Here is a 20,273-nt window from a genome sequence, read left to right as displayed (position 1 = left end):
GGCCCGCAGCCGAATCACGGCCCTCCTAGCGGAGCGTCAACGCCCGCTTCAACTTCGGCCCGAACGGCTTCTCCACGAACCGGTTCATCAGATAGGCCAGCCCCAGCAGGCTCAGCACGGACAGGGCGAGCGTCGTGTAGGAGCCCAGTCCGAGACCCCGGTGCAGCACGCGGATGAAGAACCAGCCCAGGTGCTCGTGGATCAGGTAGAAGGGGTACGTCAGCGCCCCCGCCACCGTCAGCCAGCGCCAGTTGGCCCAGCTCATCCAGCCCAGCGCCACCACCGCGACGGCGGCGAAGGCGAGGAAGACGATGGCCTGGATGACGTACGGATTGCGGTGGAAGTCGCCCTGCGCCCCGGGGTGCCACAGCGCCGTGACCGAGTAGCGCTGGCCCAGCAGGAAGGCCATGCCGACGATCCCCCACAGCAGCAGGTCGCTGCCGAAGCGGTGGATCAGGTACAGCGCGAGACCGCCGATGAAGAACGGGGCGTGGTCGCGCATCACCAGCTCGTCGGTGAGCGGGTTGTCGGCGACCCGGGCGAAGGCGCCGGCCAGCGTCCACAGGATGCAGAAGGTGACCACCCGCTTGTAGGTGACGCCCTTCCAGATCACGAACAGCGCGAAGAGGACGTAGAACTTCAGCTCCACCCACAGCGTCCAGCACACACCCAGGACCCGCGGCACACCCAGCGGCTGCTGCATCATCGTGAGGTTGACCAGCAACTCGTCCGGCCGGACCGGGTGGACGACGACCGGCAGCAGCACCGCGGCGCCGGTGACCATGACGATGGCCACCCAGTACGCCGGGTAGAGGCGGGAGATCCGGGAGCGGAAGAAGTCGCCGAGGCTGCGGCCCCAGCTGCTCATGCAGATCACGAACCCGCTGATGACGAAGAAGAACTGCACGCCCAGGCTGCCGTAGGTGGAGAACTGCGACAGCGTCGGGAACATGCCCCCGGGGGACTGGTGCCAGGAGGACTCGACTTCGCCGTTCTTGCCGGTGAAGTGGTACATGCACACCATCAGCGCCGCCATGAGCCGCAGACCGTCCAGGGCGCGCAGCCGACTTGCTCCCCGTGGGCGGACGGGGGGCCGTTCGGCGAGGACCTGGTTCAGCCGGGGTGCCGGGGGTGCCGGCGGTGCCGTGGCCTGGTCAGCCGCGCTCATCCTGGGGCCCTTCCACTGGGAGTCTCGAGGTGCGTTCAGTCGTACGTGACGGCTGTTGCCGTTTAATACGACGACCGAACGCTATGTCCCTCGGACGGGTGAAAGGTGAGTGACGGCTGACGCTCAGGGAGCGCAAAGGTGTCACATGGATGAACAACCACCCCTTGTCTCTGGCTACTTCCGGGCGGCCACCTGCTTCAGTGCCCGCGCCCGGCGCGCCAGTCGGCGCACGGTCGCGTTACGCGGGATGAAGGAGAGCTGGGCGGGTACGGCGCCGGGCAGGGCCAGCGAGGTCAGGCGCTTGCGCTTGAAGTAGCGCCAGGTGTGCGGGTTCAGGTGCTTGGTGAGGTAGGCCTCGGCCGTGCCACGCAGCCCGGGGTAGATCTTGGGCTGCATCGCGAAGCCGACCGCCCCCAGCAGCGCGGCCAGTTCGTCCACCCGCTCGCGCGAGGGCATCGCCCAGGCGTTCACCGCGGCGGCGTCCGCGATGTCCGGCAGCAGCGCGTCGACGATGGTCAACGGCACGCGGTTGCTGTTCTGGTACGGCGTGAGGTGGGCCAGCACGGTGTCGGTGCCGACCCGCGCGACCGGGAGGCCGTACAGACCGGCGGCGGTGAACAGCCCGGTCGAGAAGCAGCCGACGACCAGCGCGGGCCGCAGCCGCTGGAAGGCCACCTCGGCGAGTACGGGCCGGTCGAGGAGGGTGAGTTCGGCGCCCAGCTTGCCCGCCTCGTCCTCCAGCAGCTTCGACCAGCGGGCCGGCGCGACGGGGTGCGGCTTGAAAACGAGCCTGCGATGGCCGAGCGCGACGGCGCCGCGCACCATCTTGAGGTGCAGGTCCTCCTCCTCGGCGTCGGTGAGGATGCCGAGCGCGGAGAGGTACTGGCCGAGCAGCAGGGCGGGCCGGTCGTCGGCGTCCGGGGCGGCGGTGGGCAACCCGGTCTCCGCCTCGGCGAGTTCGCCGAGCACCTTCAGGAACGCCTCGGACGGCACCAGTTCGGACGGGACGCCGAACTCGGTGAGCAGCAGCGGGGTGAGGCCCGGGACGAGATCGAGGTGCAGCAGCCGGCCGACACGGGTGCCGACCAGCGGGTCGATCTTGTCGCGCGTGGGGCCATAGCTTATGAGGCCGTCCGCGTAGACGTCGACGGGAGCGCCGGTGAACAACTGGCACAGCGCGAGCGCCGGATTGACCTGGACGGACTCGACGGCCAGCTGGATCTCGTCGTCGCCGAGATTCCACAGCAGCCGTACGTACCGCTCCCACATGGGGATGTCGTTCTCGCGCGGGGACCAGCCACTGGGATGGAACGGGGAGATGGTCTCGTTCCAGGACAGCACCTCGTCGAAGCGCTCGCGCAGTTGGGCGAAGCCCGGCATCGCATCGACGGACGGGGTGATCTCCGGGTTGGTCGCGTTGTTGGTGACCAGCAGCAGCCGGCGGTCGGCCGGTTCGAAGAGCCCGGCGTCCAGCGCGGCGGCCAGGGTCGCGGCGCCGTACAGCGTCGAGGCGCAGAAGATCTGGGTGGTGCGAGGCATCAGGCGGCCACCGTCCGGGCCCCGACCGCCCTGCGGCGCACCCGCCGCAGTCGGGCCGCTCGCTGCGCGTCCATCGAGTCCATGACCTCCGCGAGCACGTCCTGCGGCATTCTTTTCAGGGCGGCGGCGCTCAACGAGCGCAGTTTTCGAGCCACGGCGGGTTCGAACCTCTCGATTTGTCCGAGATGATGAGCCATGATCGCGCAATAAGTACGCACGGCTTTCGGAAGCAGTTTATCGGCCTGGGGGTCAGCCGCCGTTTCCTCGATTACCTGGTCGAACGCGCGAATGAAATCCAGCTGTCGTACGTCACCGATCTGGGTGAGCGAGGACGCCACTCCGCGCCGGTAGTAGACACCGAGCAGACCCACCGCGGCGAAGGATTCCGCCTCCCGGTGCAGCTTCCAGATCCACGGCCGGTCCTCGGCGGTGCGCAACCCGTGCGTGAAGTGCAGGATTCCGCGGTCGACCAGACGGCGGTGGTAGATGCCCGCCCACGCGTACGCGTAGTCCACGGACGTCGACCGGTCGGCGGGCAGGATCGCCTCGCGCGGGTTCATCACCGTCCAGCGCCGGCCGTGCGGCACCCGGTGGATGCTGCGCGCCCGACCGGTGCACTGCACATGGTCGGTACGGACGAAGTCGCAGCCCAACTCCTCGATGGCGGCGAGGAGTTGCGGGAAGTAGCCGGGCGCCAGCCAGTCGTCGCCGTCCAGGAACGTCAGGTACTCGCCGCGCGCCTTGTCGATGCCCGTGTTCCGCGCGGTGGCCAGCCCTCCGTTCTGCTCGTGTCTGACGACCACCGCACCCGGCAGCTCGCGCTCCGCGCGCGCGAGGATGTCCGGAGTCCCGTCCGTCGAGCAGTCGTCGACGAGAATGAACTCGAAATCCCCACGTGTGTTCGCCCGCAGGCTCTTCAGGGTGTCTGGCGCGTATTGCTGCACGTTGTAGAACGGCACGATGACGGAGAGCTTGACCACGTGAGGGACGTTAGGGGTCGGTCCGGCATCCGTCTTTACTCGCAGCTTGATGTCAGGTGAACGACACGTGGCGATGCAGTGAACCAGGCTGTTTTTCAACGACTTCTGGCCTCGATTCGTCGTTAGTCGATGTGCTGTTAACCGTTTGTTGCATTCTGGTTGGGCGGAACCTTGAAATCGCTTCCTAGCGTCGTCGACGTGCCAGCAAGTGTGACGAAGACCCGGCGAGTGGCCGTACTCGCGGATTCCGACACCCGGTGGAAATGGGGCGCGCTCACCGCGAACCGTATCGCTCCGGAGAATTCGGACATCCGTCTGGACGGATACCTCCTGCGTGGCCGGGCCACCCCCACAGCCCGTCAGCTCCAGGAAGTCGGCGTCCACGCCGACTCCCTGCGTGAGGTGACCGCCGTCGAGTTCCTGCGGACCATGGCGCAGGAGTCGTACGACGTCCTGGTCCTCGCGCTCGTCGGCGGGGGCGTGCAGGCCATGCTGCACGGGCTGAAACGGGTCTGGGAGGAACGCCCGGAGCGGCCCGTCGTCGTCACCGGCTATGTCGGCGTCGTCTACGAGAAGCTCGCCGACGGCCTGCTGCTGCGGCACGGCGCGGACCTCGTCCTCGCCAACTCCCGTCAGGACGCCGAGCGCTTCCGCGCGGTCTACGAGGGGGTCGGCGCCGACTCCTCGTCCGTGACCGAGGTGGCGCTGCCGTTCCTAGGCGGGGAGCCCTACACCGGTGCGCACGACCCGTACACGGTCGTCTTCGCCGCCCAGCCCTCCGTGCCGGACAGCCGCAAGGACCGTACGTACCTGCTGAACCGGCTGATCCAGCACGCCCGCAAGCACCCCGAGCGCGAGGTCCTCCTCAAGCTGCGGTCCAAGCCGGGCGAACACACCACGCACATCGAGGAGCTGCCGTACCAGAAGCTGGTCCAGCCGCTCGACCCGCCGGCCAACTTCAAGCTGGTCTACGGGAACATGGGCGAGGTCCTCGACCGCACCGACCTGCTGGTCACCATCAGCTCCACGGCGGCGCTGGAGTCGCTGCACCGCCGTATCCCCACCGTCGTCCTCAGCGACCTCGGCGTGCGCGAGGTGCTCGGCAACCACCACTTCGTGGGCTCCGGCTGCCTCGCCTCCTGGGACCAGCTCGACGAGGGGCACAGCCCGACGGCCGACGAGGAGTGGGTGTCCCGGCAGGGCGTCTGCGCCGACGGCTCGTACGCCACGGCCTTCGACGCCGCCCGCCAGCGCATCGCCAAGCTGCTGGACCGGCCCGGCGGGCTGCCCGCCCTCACGCCGTACTACACGCCGGCCACCGCGCCCGGCTATCTGCCCGGCATCCTCGCCCGCCACCACCTCGGCCCGGACGGCAGCCCGCTGCCCGGCGCCCCCGCCCATGACAAGGAGCCCGGCCCGGTCCGCCAGATAGTGCGCCGGGCGGCACGCGGCGCCTACCGCCACGGCGTGCAGCGCGTGGCCCCTGTCATCCGGCGGATGGGGGAGCTGTGAGCGACCCGACCGGGGCGCCGGGACGCGCCCCGAAGCCTTTCCAAGGAGCCCAAGGAGTGGAGCCCATGTCCAACCCGGAAGCAGGTCAAGGCACTTCGGTGCCCCGCGTGCTCGCCGTGATCCCCGCGCGCGGCGGCTCCAAGGGCGTGCCCGCGAAGAACCTCATGCCCGTCGGCGGCGTACCGCTGGTGGCCCGGGCGGTGCGCGAGTGCCGGGCCAGCCGTCTGGTGACGGACGTCGTCGTCTCCACCGACGACCAGGGCATCGCCGCCGCCGCCCGGCAGGCCGGCGCCGAGGTCGTGCTGCGCCCCGCCGCCATCGCCGGTGACACCGCCACGTCCGAGGCCGCCGTACTGCACGCCATGGACGCCCACGAGGCGCAGCACGGCGCGCCGGTGGACGTGGTCCTGCTCGTGCAGTGCACCAGCCCGTTCATCGTCCGCGAGGACATCGACGGCGTCGTCAAGGCCATCGTCGCCAACGGCGCCGACACCTCCCTGACCGTCGCGCCCTTCCACGGATTCGTATGGCGCCACGGCGACGACGACGCGACCGCCGCGGAGTCCGAGCGCGCGGCCACCACCGGCGGCTACGGCGTCAACCACGACAAGTCCTTCCGCCCGCGCCGCCAGGACCGCCCCCAGGACTTCCTGGAGACCGGCGCCGCCTACGCGATGGCCGCCGGCGGCTTCCGCGAGCACAAGCACCGCTTCTTCGGCCGCACCGAACTGGTGCGCACCGACCCCGCCCGGGTCCTGGAGATCGACGATCCGCACGACCTGGCCCGCGCCCGCGCGCTGGCGCCGCTGTTCGACGCGGACCGACCCGGCGCCCTCCCGACCGTCGACGACATCGACGCGGTCGTACTGGACTTCGACGGCACCCAGACAGACGACAGGGTGCTGATCGATGCCGATGGAAAGGAGTTCGTCTCCGTGCACCGCGGAGACGGCCTCGGTATCGCGGCCCTGCGCAAGAGCAGGCTCAAGATGCTGATCCTGTCCACGGAGCAGAACCCGGTCGTCGCCGCCCGCGCGCGGAAGCTGCAGATTCCCGTGCTGCACGGCATCGACCGGAAGGACCTCGCCCTCAAGCAGTGGTGCGAGGAGCAGGGCATCGCGCCTGAGCGCGTGCTCTACGTCGGCAACGACGTCAACGACCTCCCGTGCTTCGCCCTCGTGGGCTGGCCCGTGGCGGTCGCGAGCGCCCACGACGTCGTGCGCGGCGCCGCACGCGCGGTCACCGCCACCCCCGGTGGCGACGGCGCGATCCGAGAGATCGCCAGCTGGATCCTCGGCCCCTCTCTCGACTCCCTCAGCAAGTAAGGACATCTTCTGCCATGAGCACCTACTCCCGTCTGCGCTCGTTCGGTTCGCGTGAGGTCGGCCCGGGCAAGCCCGTCTACATTTGCGGCGAGATCGGCATCAACCACAACGGTGAGCTGGAGAACGCCTTCAAGCTCATCGACGTGGCCGCCGAGGCCGGCTGTGACGCCGTCAAGTTCCAGAAGCGCACCCCCGAGATCTGCACCCCGCGCGACCAGTGGGACATCGAGCGCGACACCCCCTGGGGCCGGATGACCTACATCGACTACCGCCACCGCGTGGAGTTCGGTGAGGACGAATACCGCCAGATCGACGAGTACTGCAAGAGCAAGAACATCGACTGGTTCGCCTCCCCGTGGGACACCGAGGCCGTCGCCTTCCTGGAGAAGTTCGACGTCCCCGCCCACAAGGTCGCCTCGGCCTCCCTCACCGACGACGAGCTGCTGCGCGCCCTGCGTGCGACGGGTCGGGCCGTGATTCTGTCGACCGGCATGTCGACGCCGAAGCAGATCCGCCACGCGGTCGAGGTCCTCGGCTCGGACAACATCCTCATGTGCCACGCCACCTCGACGTACCCCGCGAAGGCCGAGGAGCTCAACCTCCGCGTGATCAACACGCTGGAGAAGGAGTTCCCGAACGTCCCGATCGGCTACTCCGGCCACGAGACGGGCCTGCAGACCACCCTCGCCGCGGTCGCGCTCGGGGCGACCTTCGTCGAGCGTCACATCACCCTGGACCGCGCGATGTGGGGTTCGGACCAGGCCGCCTCGGTCGAGCCGCAGGGCCTGACCCGCCTCGTCCGCGACATCCGCACCATCGAGGCCTCCCTCGGTAACGGCGTCAAGCAGGTCTACGACTCGGAGCTCGGCCCGATGAAGAAGCTGCGCCGCGTCGCCGGTGTGGTCGCCGAGGCGGAGATCGCCGCGGCGGCGGGCGAGCCGGTCTCGGTCTGAGACAGACCTGACAGACCTTGCTGAATCCGGGTCCGAGTGCTCCCAGTGCGGGCGCTCGGACTCGGAGCCGGTTCTAGCGACTTCTGAATACGAGCGCCGCATGAGCGCCTTACGACGGGACGGTCGTACGTCGATGAGCACCCGCGCCGGGAACACCGGCCCCCACACTCTCGCCTTCGTCGAGAGCCCGGTACAGCTCCTGAACGTGCTGGAGTGGGCGCACACCCACCAGCACACCGACGGTGCGGGACTCACCCTCGTCGTCCTGTCCCCGATCGACCCCATGACCCGCGGCCAGCTGCGCCGGATGGCCGAGCTGGCCCGCGACGACGGGCACGAGGTGCGCTGGGAGGAGGCGCGGGGCGGCGCGGCGGCCCCCTTCCAGACGATCGGCGGCCTGGCGGGTCTGCTCCGCCGTGCGGCCCGGATAGTCCTGGGCGACCCCTTCTCCCGCTACGTCCAGCTCCTCCTGACCATCACCAAGGCCCGCGACCTGGTCGTGGTCGACGACGGCACGGCCACGATGGAGTTCGTCGCCCAGCTCGCCCGCGGCGAACGCCTGGTCCGCTGGCACCGCAAGGGCGGCCGCCCCGGCCCGCGCGACCTGGTCTTCGCCCCGGTGTCGTCGGCGGCCCGCAAGCGTCTGACGCCGAGCGAGCGGCGGACGGTCGAGATCTTCTCGTCCATGCCGATGGAGCAGACCCCGGACGGCGTCACGGTCACCGCCAACACCTTCGCCTGGACCCGCGACCGCTTCGGCCCGCCCCGCATCACCAAGGGCGCGGACATGGTGGGTACGTCGCTGGTCGAGACGGGCGTGGTGGACGGCGACCGCTACCTGGAGGCCGTCAGCTCCCTGGCCAAGACCCACGGCGCCACCCGCTACTTCGCCCATCGGAGGGAGAGCGCGGAGAAACTGCACCGGCTCGCGGTGGAGACGGGGCTGGAGGTCGTACGGCCGGATCTGCCCCTGGAGCTGATCGCGCGGCGCGGGCCCATCGGCCGGACGATCCTGAGCTTCCCGTCGACGGTCGTGCATACGTTGCCGCTGGCGCTGACCGGTACTGAGGTGCGGGTCGCGGTGTGTGACATCGATCCGGCTTGGCTGACGGAGAATGCTTCGCCTCGGGCGCAGGGGTTTTTGTCGGGGGTTACGGGGACGGCTCGGGATGTCACTCGGCTGTCGGCGGTTACGGCCGTGTGATCACTTGGCTGAAGGCGGCTTCAGGGCTTCGATGAAGACGCTGAAGGCCGAGGCGGGAAAGGTAAGGGCTGCCCCGGCCGGAACCTTGGAGTCGCGGACGGATATGCGGTGGGGGCAGTTCGCTATCTCGACGCAGTCGTTGCCTTCTCCGCCACCGGAGTAGGACGACTTCTTCCACTGGGTGGGGCTGGTCATGCCGGTCCTCACATTTCCTTGGCCAACTGGTGGATGAGGTCACGTGACTGTCCCGGGGAGAGTGACGCTTCCTTCACCTTACGGAAGAGCGTTCGAAAGTGCTCCAGTTGGGCCTCGGAGTCGAGGAACGCCGTGCCGCATCGCGTCCGCCATCTCGCGGTAGTCGTCCTCGTCGACGTTCGGCCAGTTGATCCCGATGAAGTCCAGGATCTCGTCCAGCCAACCGGGCAGAACGTAGCCCATCCCCCGTGAACCTCCCCGTTCAGGCCGTGCTCGCGATGCCGTTCGCATTGATCATCGCGTGTGCGAATCCGACCGTAACTGATCGCACTGACACGGGCCCAGGAGCTCCCGCCGAGGCTTTGGGATATGACGTGAACTCGTCCCTACGTCTGCCAACCTGGCCCAGCTGACAGGGAGGACGTGTAGGAGAGCTCGCGGAGCGCCCTGTCGATGGCTTGCGCAGCGTGTCTGGTGCGAGCTCATCCACCGACGCCTGATGGACATGGCGTCAAGTTCGCCCTTACGCCGCCCTGCGCGCCAGCAGAAACGCCCGAGGCCGCCTCTCCTCGCCCTCCGGCTCACGCAGGACGCGGGCCCGGAGCTGGAGGCCGGCCTTGGTCAGGGCGTCGGTCACGGTGTTCGGGGTGTGCCAGTGGTAGTCGAGCGCGATCTCCTGGCCGAAGCGCTCGGTCATGTGCAGGCGGTCCTCGGTGTCTCCGGTCTGGAACGCCAGCAGCACCGGGGCACCGGGCTTCAGGGCGCGGTGGAACTCGGCGAAGGTCGCGGTCAAGTGATCGTTCGGGATGTGGATGATCGAGTAGAGGGCCAGGATCCCGCTCAGCGTCTCCTCCGGCAGGTCCAGTGAAGTCATCGAGCCCACATGGAACCGGAGTTCGGGATGCGCCCGGCGGGCCAAGGTCACCATCCGGGGCGACAGATCGACACCGAAGACCGGTATGCCGAGGCCGTCGAGGTGGGCGGTGACGGACCCCGGGCCGCTGCCGAGATCGGCGACCGGGGCCGGGGCGTGCTCGCGGGCCAGTTCTGCGAAGGCGGTCACCAGGGAGCGGTCCAGGGGGTGGCTGTCGGCCGGCCAGTCGGAGAAGGCCTCCGTGTAGGCGGGGGCGATGGCGTCGTACGAGGTACGGGTGGCGGCGAGGAAGTCGGCGTACTCGGTGGTCGCGGGGCTCTGGGGGGTCCGGGGGTTTTCGGCGGTCACCCGCCGCACCCTAGTGCGGCGGGTGGAGAGGCGTCCGGGAGTTCACCAGGGGTGTGTCAGGAGTTCCCGGCCGATGGATCTTCGGGGCGCCTTGCGGGAGATGACCGGCAGGATCCGCCACTTGCGCAGCTCAAACTCTCGGCCACCTGTCACGGCCGGTGCTCGACACCTCACACCCGGCGCCGGTCGGTGCCGCTCCCTCGGTACCTTCCGCACCTCCTGTTGCACCCGTACGGAGGCCGGTCACATCGTGGAGTAAGGGGCAGATCGACGACAGGAGACAGCCATGGCTCCCCAGCATCGGCGTCTGTCGAGAGTCGCGGCAGCAGCCTGCACCACCGTGCTTGTGATGGCTGGACTCACGGCCGTCAGCACCCAGCAGGACCCGAACAACGTCGAGGATCTCCCCCCTGAAGAGATCGCGGAAAAAGCGATCGACGCCACCAAGGGCGCGGACTCCCTCCGGATAGAGGGCTCGGGGCGCAGCGACCAGGAGGAGATCCGCATCGATTTCGCCGTGGACAAGGAAGGCGACTGCGCAGGCACGGTGGGCATCAACGGTGGAACTGGTCGGCTCGTCATCATCGGGGATATCACGTACGTGAACGGTGACGACGCCTTCTGGACCAAGATCGCGGAAGAGGAAGGGGTCGACGCCCAAGAGCTGATCAATTTGCTCGACGGCCGCTGGCTCAAGGTGCCTCCTGGAACAGAGGGCGCTGGTGATATGGCCGAGTTCTGCGACATCAATGCCCTGGTCCAGGAGCTCGAGACGTACGTCAGGGACGGGGTGAGCAAGGGGAGGGAAGCCGAGGTCGACGGCAAACCAGCGATCACGTTGACCAAGGAAGAGGACGGGGCCACCACGGACACCTACGTCGCCACGGAGGACAAGCCCTACATCCTCAGGGTCGTCACGCAAGGTGGGGACGGGCCCGGCGATCTCACGCTGACCGACTACGACCAGCCCGTTTCGGCGACCGCCCCATCATCTGAAGACGTCGTCGATGTAGGGCAGCTGGAATAACCGGGCGGTGCCTTCCGACATGTAGGGACGGGTGGTTCCCGTGTCCGCCGTCCTCGACACGCGGGTCCAAGCGCCGCCGGGGCCGGCCGTGCGGCGACTGGGCGGACGTTCGGGTGTTCATCCCGGGTCAGCGATCCCGACAGACGAACACAACCGACGGTTCTGTCCGCGGCGTGGTATGCGTTGAGGTGTAGATGACTACCGCCGTCACTCTCCGCCACCGTCGATTCCATGATCGACTCGGCGGAAAGGCGGGCGAGTTTACCCACCCAAATCGATACCTATGCGTCGGGCGGCCAGATTTTCTTCCCCAAACGGGTTGAACTTTTGTTGATCGAGGGTCAGTTGGCCACCTCGGCGTCCTACCCTTCAGAGGGTGAACCAACTGATGTCCGCAGAGTCCGAGGTCGATCACCCAGGGGAAGCCGCCCTTCCCGGCACCCTGCCGGAGGCGCTCCGTGCCGAACTCGTCGAGTTCCGGCGCGACTTGCACATGCACCCGGAGCTCGGTAACCAGGAGTTCCGTACGACCGCCGCGATCAAGGCCCGTCTGGAGAAGGCCGGCCTGAAGCCCCGTGTGCTGGCCATCGGAACCGGGCTCATCTGTGACATCGGGGAGTGGGACGGCGGGCGGCCCATGCTCGCCCTGCGCGCCGACATCGACGGTCTGCCCATCCCGGACACGAAGAGTGAGTGCCCGTATCGGTCGAGGGTGCCCGACCGGGCCCACGCCTGTGGCCACGACGTCCACACGACCGTCGTGCTGGGCGCCGGGCTGGTCCTGGCCGAGCTGCTCAAGCGCGGGCAGCTGCCCCGTCCCGTCCGGCTGATCTTCCAGCCCGCCGAGGAGGTGCTCCCCGGGGGCGCCGCCGACGTCGTCGAGTGCGGGGTGCTGGATGGAGTGGGGCGGATGCTCGCCGTGCACTGCGATCCCAAGGTGGACGCGGGGAAGATCGGGCTGCGGGAGGGCGCCATCACGTCCGCCTGCGACCGGCTGGAAATCGCCCTCGACGGGCCCGGCGGCCACACCGCCCGCCCCCACCTGACGACGGACCTCGTCACCGCGGCCGCCCGGGTCGTCACCGACGTACCCGCCATCGTCGCCCGGCGTACCGACGCCCGCAGCGGGCTCGCCGTGACCTGGGGGCGCGTCGAGTCCGGCCACGCGCCCAACGTCATCCCGCAGCACGCCGAGCTCTCCGGGACCGTGCGCTGCCTCGACCTCGACACCTGGCGGCAGGCGCCGGACCTGGTCGTCGCCGCCATCGACGAGGTCGCCAACCTGCACCGCGCCAAGTCGGAGATCAACTACGTCCGCGGGGTCCCGCCCGTCGTCAACGACCCCGACGCGACGGAGCTGATGCGTGCCGCCATGGCCGCTCGCCGTGGGGCCGACTCCGTCGAGGGGACCGAGCAGAGCCTCGGGGGTGAGGACTTCTCCTGGTACCTGGAGCATGTCCCTGGCGCCATGGCTCGGCTGGGTGTGCGTCTGCCGGGTGATCGGGTCGGCCGGGATCTGCATCAGGGTGACTTCGACGTCGATGAGTCCGCCATCACGGTGGGGGTGGAGCTGTTCACTGCGGCGGCGTTGATCGACTCCGCGGGTTAGGCGGGGTGGCACGCCTTCGCCGTAGGGGGTGCGGTCGTGCGGCGGCTACGGGTCCGTCGTGGCTGGTCGCGCCCGCGCGGCGGAGCCCCATATCGATACAGCCCCGCGCCCCTGAGGGACGTTGCCCTGCGCGGCGTTGAGTGTGATCGCCGACCGGACCTTCCTGTCCGCTTGCGGCCAACGCACAGCGGGGGGAGTCTTGCCCCATGGCGGGCCGTCCCGAGCGCCATCGCAGCGGAGGTACCTCCGGTGCGGTCGCCCCATGCGTGCCTTTCGATCCGATGGTTCACAAGGACGTAACCGGCCATCGGCACGAATGGATAACGGCACGGCGGAACCCCGTTCCCAGGAGTGTCTACGCGCGTTAATGTGCGCCGAACTCAGCACCCACTGCGGGGCTTGGAGAATGGGGACTTCACGATGCGTCGGATTTCCAAACTGACCCGTGTCGCGGTGGGGGTCGCGTCGATCGCGCTCGCTGCCACGGCCTGTGGCGGTACCAGCAGTGAAAGCAGCGGCGACAGCGACAGCAGCGGCGACACCAAGGGTCTCGCCATCGCGTACGACATCGGCGGCAAGGGCGACCAGTCCTTCAACGACGCCGCGTACGCCGGCCTGCAGAAGGCCCAGAAGGAGTTCGGCTACAAGACCGCCGACATCGAGCCCACCGAGGGCGAGACGGACGCCGACAAGGAGCAGCGCCTGGCCTCCCTGGCCAAGCAGGGCTACAACCCGGTGATCGGCGTCGGCTTCGCCTACGGTCCCGCGATGGAGGCCGTGGCCAAGAAGTACCCGAAGACCACCTTCGGCATCGTCGACTCGGTGGTCGAGGGCGACAACGTCGCCTCCCTCGTCTTCGCCGAGGAGCAGGCCTCGTACCTGGCCGGCGTCGCCGCGGCCAAGGCCACCAAGACGAACACGGTCGGTTTCGTGGGCGGTGTGGACATCCCGCTGATCCACAAGTTCGAGGCCGGTTACAAGCAGGGTGTCCAGGACACCAGCGGCGGCAAGGTCAAGGTCGTCTCGCAGTACCTGACCCAGACCGCCGAGGAGGGCGGCTTCTCCAGCCCCGACAAGGGCAAGGCCGCCGCCGAGGGCCAGATCGAGAAGAAGGCCGACGTCGTCTACCAGGCGGCCGGTCTGTCGGGTCAGGGCGTCATCGAGGCCGCCGCGAAGGCCAAGGTCTGGGCGATCGGCGTCGACTCCGACCAGTTCAAGCAGGCGGCGCTCGCCAACTACAAGAGCTACATCCTCACCTCCGCCCTCAAGGACGTCGGCGGCGCGGTCTTCGCGCTGGCCAAGTCCGTCGAGGACGGCAAGCCGCTGACCGGCACCCAGACCTTCGACCTGAAGGTCAACGGCGTCGGCCTGTCCGAGTCCAACCCGGAGTTCGCCAAGATCGCGGGTCTCTCCGACGCCGTGGCGAAGGCCAAGGCGGGCATCATCGACGGCTCCATCAAGGTCAAGACCGAGTAGTAGCGGTCGTCACCGAGCAGTAGCGGTCGTACGCACACAGGGCGGGCGGGCATCCGGGGGGTGCCCGCCCGCTCCGTCGTTCCCGGCGCTCGGAGCGCCCGTACGCGGATCACCCACCGCCACCCTCCCTTCGCTGTCGGCAAGCCATTGGTCAAGGCCTCGCGTGGACTTGGCCACGGGCGGATAACAAGGTGGACAGAAGGGGTTTTCAGGCAGGTCTACGCGCGTTAATCTGCGGCGAAAGCCAGCGCCGTAGCTGTGAACCTGTATCTGTGTAGCAGTACCTGTGAAGCAGTACCCGTCCCGGCGCTCGTACGACAGGAGCATCGACACATGCGCCGGATTTCCCGGATCACGGTCGCAGGCGCAGCGACCGCCTCTCTGGCCCTCGCGCTCTCCGCCTGCGGCGGCACCTCGACCTCGGCCTCGTCCGAGTCGAAGGACGGCGACAAGGGCCTCGCCATCGCGTACGACGTCGGCGGCAAGGGCGACCAGTCCTTCAACGACGCCGCGTACGCGGGTCTGGAGCAGGCGAAGAAGGAGTTCGGGTACGACACCCAGGACGTCGAGCCGACCGAGGGCGAGACGGACGCCGACAAGGAGCAGCGACTGGTGTCGCTGGCCAAGCAGGGCTACAACCCGGTGATCGGCGTCGGCTACGCGTACGCCGCCGCCGTGAAGGGTGCCGCGGAGAAGTTCCCCGACACCACCTTCGGCATCGTGGACGACTCCACGGTCGAGTCGAAGAACGTGGCCGACCTGGTCTTCTCCGAGGAGCAGGCGTCGTACCTCGCCGGTGTCGCCGCCGCCAAGAGCACCAAGACGAACACGGTCGGCTTCGTGGGCGGTGTGGACATCCCGCTGATCCACAAGTTCCAGGCCGGCTTCGAGCAGGGCGTCAAGGACACGAACCCCAAGGTCAAGGTCCTCTCCCAGTACCTCACGCAGACCGCGGAGGAGGGTGGCTTCTCCAGCCCGGACAAGGGCAAGTCGGCCGCCGAGGGCCAGATCGAGAAGAAGGCCGACGTCGTCTACGCGGCCGCAGGTCTGTCCGGCCAGGGTGTCATCGAGGCCGCCGCCGCCAACAAGGTGTGGGCGGTCGGTGTGGACTCGGACCAGTACAAGCAGGAAGCTCTCGCAAAGTACAAGGACCACATCCTGACCTCGGCGATGAAGGACGTCGCCAAGGCGGTGTACAACCTGGCGCAGTCGGTCGAGGACGGCAAGCCGGAGACCGGTATCGTTCGTGGCGATCTGAAGACCGGCGAGGTGAGCCTGTCGAACTCCAACCCGAAGTTCGCGGACAACACCGAGCTGCAGGACGCCATCAAGACGGCCAAGGAGAAGATCATCAGCGGCGAGATCAAGGTCAAGTCCAGCTGATTGCAGCAACACCCTGAGCAGCGGTAACCCCGGGGTTACGTCCGCTCAACGGGGTACGGGGAGGCTTTCCAAGGGCTTTCCCCGTACCCCGTTGTTCGCGGTGCGTCGGCCCCTTTCAGGCCATAGGGGCGCTACGCGCGTAGACGACCCCCGTCCCCAGGAGAGTGCGCCATCAACGCGTCCAGCAGCCCTCCGGCCGGAGCGGCGGTCAACGGTCAGGTGACCGCCGTCGAGCTCGCCGGGATCACCAAGCGATTCCCGGGCGTCGTGGCCAACCACGACATCCACCTCACCGTCCGCAAGGGCACCGTCCACGCCCTCGTCGGCGAGAACGGCGCCGGCAAGTCGACGCTGATGAAGATCCTCTACGGCATGCAGAAGCCGGACGAGGGCACCATCGCGATCGACGGCGAGCAGGTGAGCTTCTCCTCGCCGGCCGACGCCATCGTGCGCGGCATCGGCATGGTGCACCAGCACTTCATGCTCGCCGACAACCTCACCGTCCTGGAGAACGTCGTCCTGGGCAGCGAGAAGCTGTACGGCATCGGCGCCAAGGCCCGTAAGAAGATCAAGGAGATCTCCGAGCGCTACGGCCTCGGCGTGCAGCCCGACCGCCTCGTCGAGGAGCTCGGTGTCGCCGCCCGCCAGCGCGTGGAGATCCTCAAGGTCCTCTACCGCGGCGCCACCACGCTGATCCTCGACGAGCCGACGGCCGTCCTGGTGCCGCAGGAGGTCGACGCGCTCTTCGACAACCTGCGCGAGCTGAAGGCCGAGGGCCTGTCGGTCATCTTCATCTCCCACAAGCTGGGCGAGGTGCTGTCCGTCGCCGACGAGATCACCGTCATCCGTCGTGGTACGACGGTCGGTACGGCCGTTCCCGCCGAGACGACCCCGCGTCAGCTCGCCGAGATGATGGTCGGCAGCGAGCTGCCCACGCCGGAGACCGCCGAGTCCACGGTCACCGACCGCCCGGTCATCACCGTCGACAAGCTGCGCCTGGAGACGGCCGGCGGCAAGGCCCTGCTGGACGACATCACCTTCACCATCCACGCGGGCGAGGTCCTGGGCATCGCCGGCGTGGAGGGCAACGGCCAGACCGAGCTGGTCGACGCGCTCATCGGCCTCAAGGGCGCCGACTCCGGCACGATCACGATGATCGACGAGGAGATCACCGGCTGGACCACCCGCAAGCGCCGCGAGCAGGGCATCGGCTACATCCCCGAGGACCGCCACCGCCACGGTCTGCTCCTGGAGGCCCCCCTCTGGGAGAACCGCATCCTCGGCCACGTCACCGAGAAGCCCAACGCCAAGGGCGTATGGCTGGACCCGAAGGCCGCGCAGGCGGACACGCGCCGCATCGTCGAGGCGTACGACGTCCGCACCCCCGGTATCGACGTCACCGCCGCCTCCCTGTCCGGCGGCAACCAGCAGAAGCTGATCGTCGGCCGCGAGATGAGCCACAAGCCGCGCTTCCTGATCGCCGCGCACCCGACCCGTGGTGTGGACGTCGGCGCGCAGGCCGCGATCTGGGACCACATCCGCGAGGCCCGCCGCGAGGGCCTGGCCGTGCTGCTGATCTCCGCCGACCTGGACGAGCTGATCGGCCTGTCCGACACCCTCCGCGTGATCTACAACGGCAAGCTGGTCGCCGACGCCGACCCGGCCACCATCACGCCGGAGGAGCTGGGCTCGGCCATGACCGGTGCCGCGACCGGCCACCTGGAACACGACGAGACCGCCGAGCCCGGCGCAGACACCCCCGAGATCCGTAAGTCTCCCGAGGCTCCGGAAGACGAGGCCCGCTGATGAAGAAGTTCGACAAGGAGCGTGTGCTCCTCGCGGTGGCCGGACCGGTCATCGCGCTCGCCGTGGCCTTCGTGCTCAGCGCGATCGTGCTGATCGCCTCGGGCAAGAGCCCGATCGAGCCGTACACCCTGATGTTCGAGCAGGCCTCGTACTCCGACATCCAGGTCCTGATCATCAACCAGGCCTCGATGTACTACATCGCGGCCCTCGCGGTGGCCATCGGCTTCCGGATGAACCTGTTCAACATCGGTGTCGACGGCCAGTACCAGCTCGCCGCCATGATGGCCGCCGTCGTCGGCGCCCACGCGAACCTGCCGGCGGCTCTGCAGATCCCGCTGCTGATCCTCACCGCGGTCTGCACCGGCGCCTTCTGGTCCGGCATCGCCGGTGTCCTCAAGGTCACCCGCGGCGTCAGCGAGGTCGTCGCGACGATCATGCTGAACGCGATCGCCACCTCGGTCATCGCCTACCTGTGGCTGCCGAACGTCTTCGGCGTCAAGGTCGGCAACAACAACACCACCGGCGAGATGCACGAGTCCGGCTGGGTCCCCGGCATCGACATGGGCGACGCCGGCGAGATCTACGGCCTGGTCTTCCTCGCCGTGCTGCTCGGCATCGCCTACTGGATCGTCCTCAACCGCACCCGCTTCGGCTTCGACCTGCGCGCCTCCGGTGCCTCGGAGTCCGCCGCGGCGGCCAGCGGTGTCGACCCCAAGCGCATGGTGCTCACCGCCATGCTGCTCTCCGGCGGCATCGCGGGCCTGGCCGGCCTGCCGATCCTGCTCGGCGACACCCACACGTACAGCCTGAACTTCCCCACCGGCATCGGCTTCCTCGGTATCGGCATCGCCCTGCTCGGCCGTAACAGCCCGGTCGGCATCGCCTTCGCCGCCCTGCTGTGGGCCTGGCTCGACAAGGCGTCGCCCGAGCTGGACTTCCACGACTACGACAAGGAGATCGCGGTCATCATGCAGGGCCTGATCGTGCTCTCCGTCGTCGTCTCCTACGAAGCCGTACGCGAGTGGGGCCTGCGCCGCCAGCAGCGCCGGGTCGGCGCGGAACTCGCCGCCGGCCACGTGCTCGGCGCCGACAACAACACGAAGGAGGTGGCTGGCCGATGACCACCGCCACCGACGTCAACCAGCCCACGCTGCAGCCCGCCGCGCCGACCGGTCGCCGCCTGTCGTGGCCCGTGCTGCTGCTGGTCATCGCCGGCGCCCTGGCGCTGACCTCGATCGTCCGCATCATCACCGGCGCCGACGGCATCACCAACGTCAGCCAGATGTCCACCGCGCTCCAGCTCGCCGTGCCGATCGGCCTCGCCGGTCTCGGCGGTCTGTGGGCCGAGCGCGCGGGCGTCGTCAACATCGGCCTCGAAGGCATGATGATCCTCGGCACCTGGTTCGGCGCCTGGGCCGGCTTCCAGTGGGGGCCGTGGACCGGTGTCGTCGTCGGCATCATCGGCGGCTGCATCGGCGGCATCCTGCACGCCATCGCCACCGTCACCTTCAGGGTCAACCACATCGTCTCCGGTGTGGCGATCAACATCCTCGCCCTCGGCATCACCCGCTACCTCGCGCCCCTCGCCTTCGAGGGCCACGCGGGCGGCTCCGCCAAGCAGTCCCCGGCGATCGACTCGCTCGGCCACTTCACCGTGCCGGGCCTGTCCGACGGGCTGCGGGACCTGAACAACCACGGCTGGTTCTTCATCTCGGACATCGCGGGCCTGCTCGGCGGCCTGGTCACCAACGTCTCCTGGCTGACCCTGATCGCCATCGCGCTGATCCCGGCGACCTGGTGGATCCTGTGGCGCACCGCCTTCGGTCTGCGCCTGCGCTCCTGCGGTGAGAACCCGGTCGCGGCCGAGTCCCTCGGCGTGAACGTCTACAAGTACAAGTACATCGCCGTGGTCATCTCCGGCGGCCTGGCCGGCCTCGGCGGCGTGTTCCTCTCCATCGTGGCCAACCCCTTCTACCTGGAGGGCCAGGTCAGCGGCCGCGGCTACATCGGTCTCGCCGCGATGATCTTCGGCAACTGGATGCCGGGCGGCCTCGCCCTCGGCGCCGGCCTGTTCGGCTACACCGACAGCCTCAACCTGCGCGGCGGCTCCCAGAACGTCCACGCCCTGCTGCTGCTCGGTGCGCTCCTGTTGATCATCGGCGCCATCTGGCTCGTGGTCACCAAGAAGTACGCCTCGTCGATGATCACCGCCGTCATCGGCGCCCTGGTATACGCCTGGTACGCCACCACCAACGAGGTCCCGAACCAGGTCGTCTCCGCCACGCCGTACGTCATCACGCTCATCGTCCTCACACTGTCCGCGCAACGCCTGCGCATGCCGAAGGCGGACGGACTGCCGTACAAGAAGGGCCAGGGCAAGTGAGTACGGCCGCCTCCCACGACGTCGACTGGGACAAGCTGCGCGCGGCGGCCCGGGACGCCATGTCCCGCGCCTACGCCCCGTACTCCGGCTACCCGGTCGGCGTCGCGGCCCTGGTCGACGACGGCCGGACGATCACCGGCTGCAACGTCGAGAACGCGTCGTACGGTCTCTCCCTGTGCGCCGAGTGCGGGCTGGTCTCGGAGCTGCAGAACACAGGGGGCGGCAAGCTGACGCACTTCACCTGCGTCGACCGCAACGGCGATGTCCTGGTCCCGTGCGGCCGCTGCCGTCAGCTGCTCCACGAGTTCGGCGGCCCGGAACTGCTGCTGGAGACTCCGGCGGGGATCCTGCCGCTCTCCCAGATGCTGCCCCAGGCCTTCGGGCCGGACCACCTCACCAGGTAACTCCTGTGCGGCCCTTCCGAGTTGCTCCAGCGAGCCGCTCGGAGGGGCCGCGTCGTTTTTGAAGAATGCTCGGCCGGAAGGAAAGCC

Annotated in this window: 18 protein-coding genes; 12 read left to right on the top strand and 6 right to left on the bottom strand. The window is 68.6% G+C overall.

Annotated elements, in window-relative coordinates:
- Window positions 1–25 precede the first annotated feature (25 nt).
- The 3 genes from BLU79_RS08725 to BLU79_RS08715 all read right to left on the bottom strand — a co-directional run bounded on the left by BLU79_RS08725 (window position 26) and on the right by BLU79_RS08715 (window position 3,687).
- Window positions 26–1,168 carry an acyltransferase family protein gene (locus tag BLU79_RS08725; RefSeq protein WP_177000940.1) on the bottom strand — a complete coding sequence of 381 codons (1,143 nt, stop codon included), beginning with the start codon at window positions 1,166–1,168 and terminating at the stop codon, window positions 26–28.
- A 174-nt stretch (window positions 1,169–1,342) separates the two neighbouring features.
- Window positions 1,343–2,707: a polysialyltransferase family glycosyltransferase gene (locus BLU79_RS08720; RefSeq protein WP_093905086.1), complete on the bottom strand. Its 1,365-nt coding sequence runs from the start codon at window positions 2,705–2,707 to the stop codon at window positions 1,343–1,345.
- Entirely contained in the window at window positions 2,707–3,687 is a 981-nt protein-coding gene (locus tag BLU79_RS08715; RefSeq protein ID WP_093905085.1) for a glycosyltransferase family 2 protein, read from the bottom strand. The genes BLU79_RS08720 and BLU79_RS08715 overlap by 1 nt, the downstream gene beginning before the upstream one ends.
- 198 nt (window positions 3,688–3,885) lie before the next feature.
- Here BLU79_RS08715 and BLU79_RS08710 point away from each other — a divergent pair, with 198 nt between their 5' ends.
- From BLU79_RS08710 to BLU79_RS08695, 4 genes are all read left to right on the top strand, one after another.
- Window positions 3,886–5,199: a DUF6716 putative glycosyltransferase gene (locus tag BLU79_RS08710; protein ID WP_093905084.1), complete on the top strand. Its 1,314-nt coding sequence runs from the start codon at window positions 3,886–3,888 to the stop codon at window positions 5,197–5,199.
- A gap of 65 nt (window positions 5,200–5,264) precedes the next feature.
- The gene (locus tag BLU79_RS08705; protein ID WP_093905083.1) at window positions 5,265–6,524 is read left to right on the top strand and encodes an acylneuraminate cytidylyltransferase; all 1,260 of its coding nucleotides are present in this window, start codon (window positions 5,265–5,267) and stop codon (window positions 6,522–6,524) included.
- A gap of 14 nt (window positions 6,525–6,538) precedes the next feature.
- Complete coding sequence (locus BLU79_RS08700; protein ID WP_093905082.1) at window positions 6,539–7,477, top strand: N-acetylneuraminate synthase family protein; 939 nt, start codon at window positions 6,539–6,541, stop codon at window positions 7,475–7,477.
- A gap of 133 nt (window positions 7,478–7,610) precedes the next feature.
- Entirely contained in the window at window positions 7,611–8,681 is a 1,071-nt protein-coding gene (locus tag BLU79_RS08695) for a hypothetical protein (protein WP_093905081.1), read from the top strand.
- Here the strand turns inward: BLU79_RS08695 and BLU79_RS08690 are convergent, their stop codons facing one another.
- The 3 genes from BLU79_RS08690 to BLU79_RS08685 all read right to left on the bottom strand — a co-directional run bounded on the left by BLU79_RS08690 (window position 8,682) and on the right by BLU79_RS08685 (window position 10,098).
- Complete coding sequence (locus tag BLU79_RS08690; RefSeq protein ID WP_093905080.1) at window positions 8,682–8,876, bottom strand: DUF397 domain-containing protein; 195 nt, start codon at window positions 8,874–8,876, stop codon at window positions 8,682–8,684.
- Between the two features lie 78 nt (window positions 8,877–8,954).
- Window positions 8,955–9,119: a hypothetical protein gene (locus tag BLU79_RS48140; RefSeq protein ID WP_177000939.1), complete on the bottom strand. Its 165-nt coding sequence runs from the start codon at window positions 9,117–9,119 to the stop codon at window positions 8,955–8,957.
- Window positions 9,120–9,399: 280 nt separating this feature from the next.
- Window positions 9,400–10,098, bottom strand: coding sequence for a class I SAM-dependent DNA methyltransferase (locus tag BLU79_RS08685; protein WP_093905079.1), 699 nt, complete (start codon window positions 10,096–10,098; stop codon window positions 9,400–9,402).
- Window positions 10,099–10,384: 286 nt separating this feature from the next.
- On the opposite strand from BLU79_RS08685, the gene BLU79_RS08680 reads away from it, so the two are divergent.
- From BLU79_RS08680 to BLU79_RS08645, 8 genes are all read left to right on the top strand, one after another.
- On the top strand, window positions 10,385–11,125 hold the full coding sequence (locus BLU79_RS08680; protein WP_093905078.1) for a hypothetical protein: 741 nt from the start codon (window positions 10,385–10,387) through the stop codon (window positions 11,123–11,125).
- A 388-nt stretch (window positions 11,126–11,513) separates the two neighbouring features.
- On the top strand, window positions 11,514–12,734 hold the full coding sequence (locus tag BLU79_RS08675; protein WP_093905077.1) for a M20 family metallopeptidase: 1,221 nt from the start codon (window positions 11,514–11,516) through the stop codon (window positions 12,732–12,734).
- A 420-nt stretch (window positions 12,735–13,154) separates the two neighbouring features.
- Entirely contained in the window at window positions 13,155–14,210 is a 1,056-nt protein-coding gene (locus tag BLU79_RS08670) for a BMP family lipoprotein (protein WP_093905076.1), read from the top strand.
- Between the two features lie 333 nt (window positions 14,211–14,543).
- The gene (locus tag BLU79_RS08665) at window positions 14,544–15,593 is read left to right on the top strand and encodes a BMP family lipoprotein (RefSeq protein WP_093905075.1); all 1,050 of its coding nucleotides are present in this window, start codon (window positions 14,544–14,546) and stop codon (window positions 15,591–15,593) included.
- Window positions 15,594–15,812: 219 nt separating this feature from the next.
- Window positions 15,813–17,399, top strand: a complete 1,587-nt coding sequence (locus BLU79_RS08660) for an ABC transporter ATP-binding protein (protein WP_093905074.1) — start codon at window positions 15,813–15,815, stop codon at window positions 17,397–17,399.
- Window positions 17,399–18,520 (top strand): ABC transporter permease, encoded by a 1,122-nt coding sequence (locus tag BLU79_RS08655; RefSeq protein WP_093905073.1) that lies wholly within the window; start codon window positions 17,399–17,401, stop codon window positions 18,518–18,520. Before BLU79_RS08660 ends, BLU79_RS08655 begins: the two co-directional genes overlap by 1 nt.
- Window positions 18,517–19,782: an ABC transporter permease gene (locus BLU79_RS08650; protein ID WP_093905072.1), complete on the top strand. Its 1,266-nt coding sequence runs from the start codon at window positions 18,517–18,519 to the stop codon at window positions 19,780–19,782. Before BLU79_RS08655 ends, BLU79_RS08650 begins: the two co-directional genes overlap by 4 nt.
- Complete coding sequence (locus BLU79_RS08645; RefSeq protein WP_093905071.1) at window positions 19,779–20,186, top strand: cytidine deaminase; 408 nt, start codon at window positions 19,779–19,781, stop codon at window positions 20,184–20,186. Before BLU79_RS08650 ends, BLU79_RS08645 begins: the two co-directional genes overlap by 4 nt.
- The last annotated feature ends 87 nt before the right edge of the window (window positions 20,187–20,273 follow it).

This window comes from Streptomyces sp. cf386 (assembly GCF_900103585.1).
GTDB lineage: Bacteria > Actinomycetota > Actinomycetes > Streptomycetales > Streptomycetaceae > Streptomyces.
This window is presented reverse-complemented; position numbering and strand designations above follow the sequence as displayed.

What these genes read in the sequence shown, in the direction of transcription:
- BLU79_RS08650 (WP_093905072.1), top strand. Translation starts at nt 18,517, where the DNA reads ATGACCACCGCCACCGACGTCAACCAGCCCACGCTGCAGCCCGCCGCG.
- BLU79_RS08695 (WP_093905081.1), top strand. Translation starts at nt 7,611, where the DNA reads ATGAGCACCCGCGCCGGGAACACCGGCCCCCACACTCTCGCCTTCGTC.
- BLU79_RS08690 (WP_093905080.1), bottom strand. Translation starts at nt 8,876, where the DNA reads ATGACCAGCCCCACCCAGTGGAAGAAGTCGTCCTACTCCGGTGGCGGA.
- BLU79_RS08675 (WP_093905077.1), top strand. Translation starts at nt 11,514, where the DNA reads ATGTCCGCAGAGTCCGAGGTCGATCACCCAGGGGAAGCCGCCCTTCCC.
- BLU79_RS08665 (WP_093905075.1), top strand. Translation starts at nt 14,544, where the DNA reads ATGCGCCGGATTTCCCGGATCACGGTCGCAGGCGCAGCGACCGCCTCT.
- BLU79_RS08700 (WP_093905082.1), top strand. Translation starts at nt 6,539, where the DNA reads ATGAGCACCTACTCCCGTCTGCGCTCGTTCGGTTCGCGTGAGGTCGGC.
- BLU79_RS48140 (WP_177000939.1), bottom strand. Translation starts at nt 9,119, where the DNA reads ATGGGCTACGTTCTGCCCGGTTGGCTGGACGAGATCCTGGACTTCATC.
- BLU79_RS08720 (WP_093905086.1), bottom strand. Translation starts at nt 2,707, where the DNA reads ATGCCTCGCACCACCCAGATCTTCTGCGCCTCGACGCTGTACGGCGCC.
- BLU79_RS08680 (WP_093905078.1), top strand. Translation starts at nt 10,385, where the DNA reads ATGGCTCCCCAGCATCGGCGTCTGTCGAGAGTCGCGGCAGCAGCCTGC.
- BLU79_RS08655 (WP_093905073.1), top strand. Translation starts at nt 17,399, where the DNA reads ATGAAGAAGTTCGACAAGGAGCGTGTGCTCCTCGCGGTGGCCGGACCG.
- BLU79_RS08670 (WP_093905076.1), top strand. Translation starts at nt 13,155, where the DNA reads ATGCGTCGGATTTCCAAACTGACCCGTGTCGCGGTGGGGGTCGCGTCG.
- BLU79_RS08705 (WP_093905083.1), top strand. Translation starts at nt 5,265, where the DNA reads ATGTCCAACCCGGAAGCAGGTCAAGGCACTTCGGTGCCCCGCGTGCTC.
- BLU79_RS08725 (WP_177000940.1), bottom strand. Translation starts at nt 1,168, where the DNA reads ATGAGCGCGGCTGACCAGGCCACGGCACCGCCGGCACCCCCGGCACCC.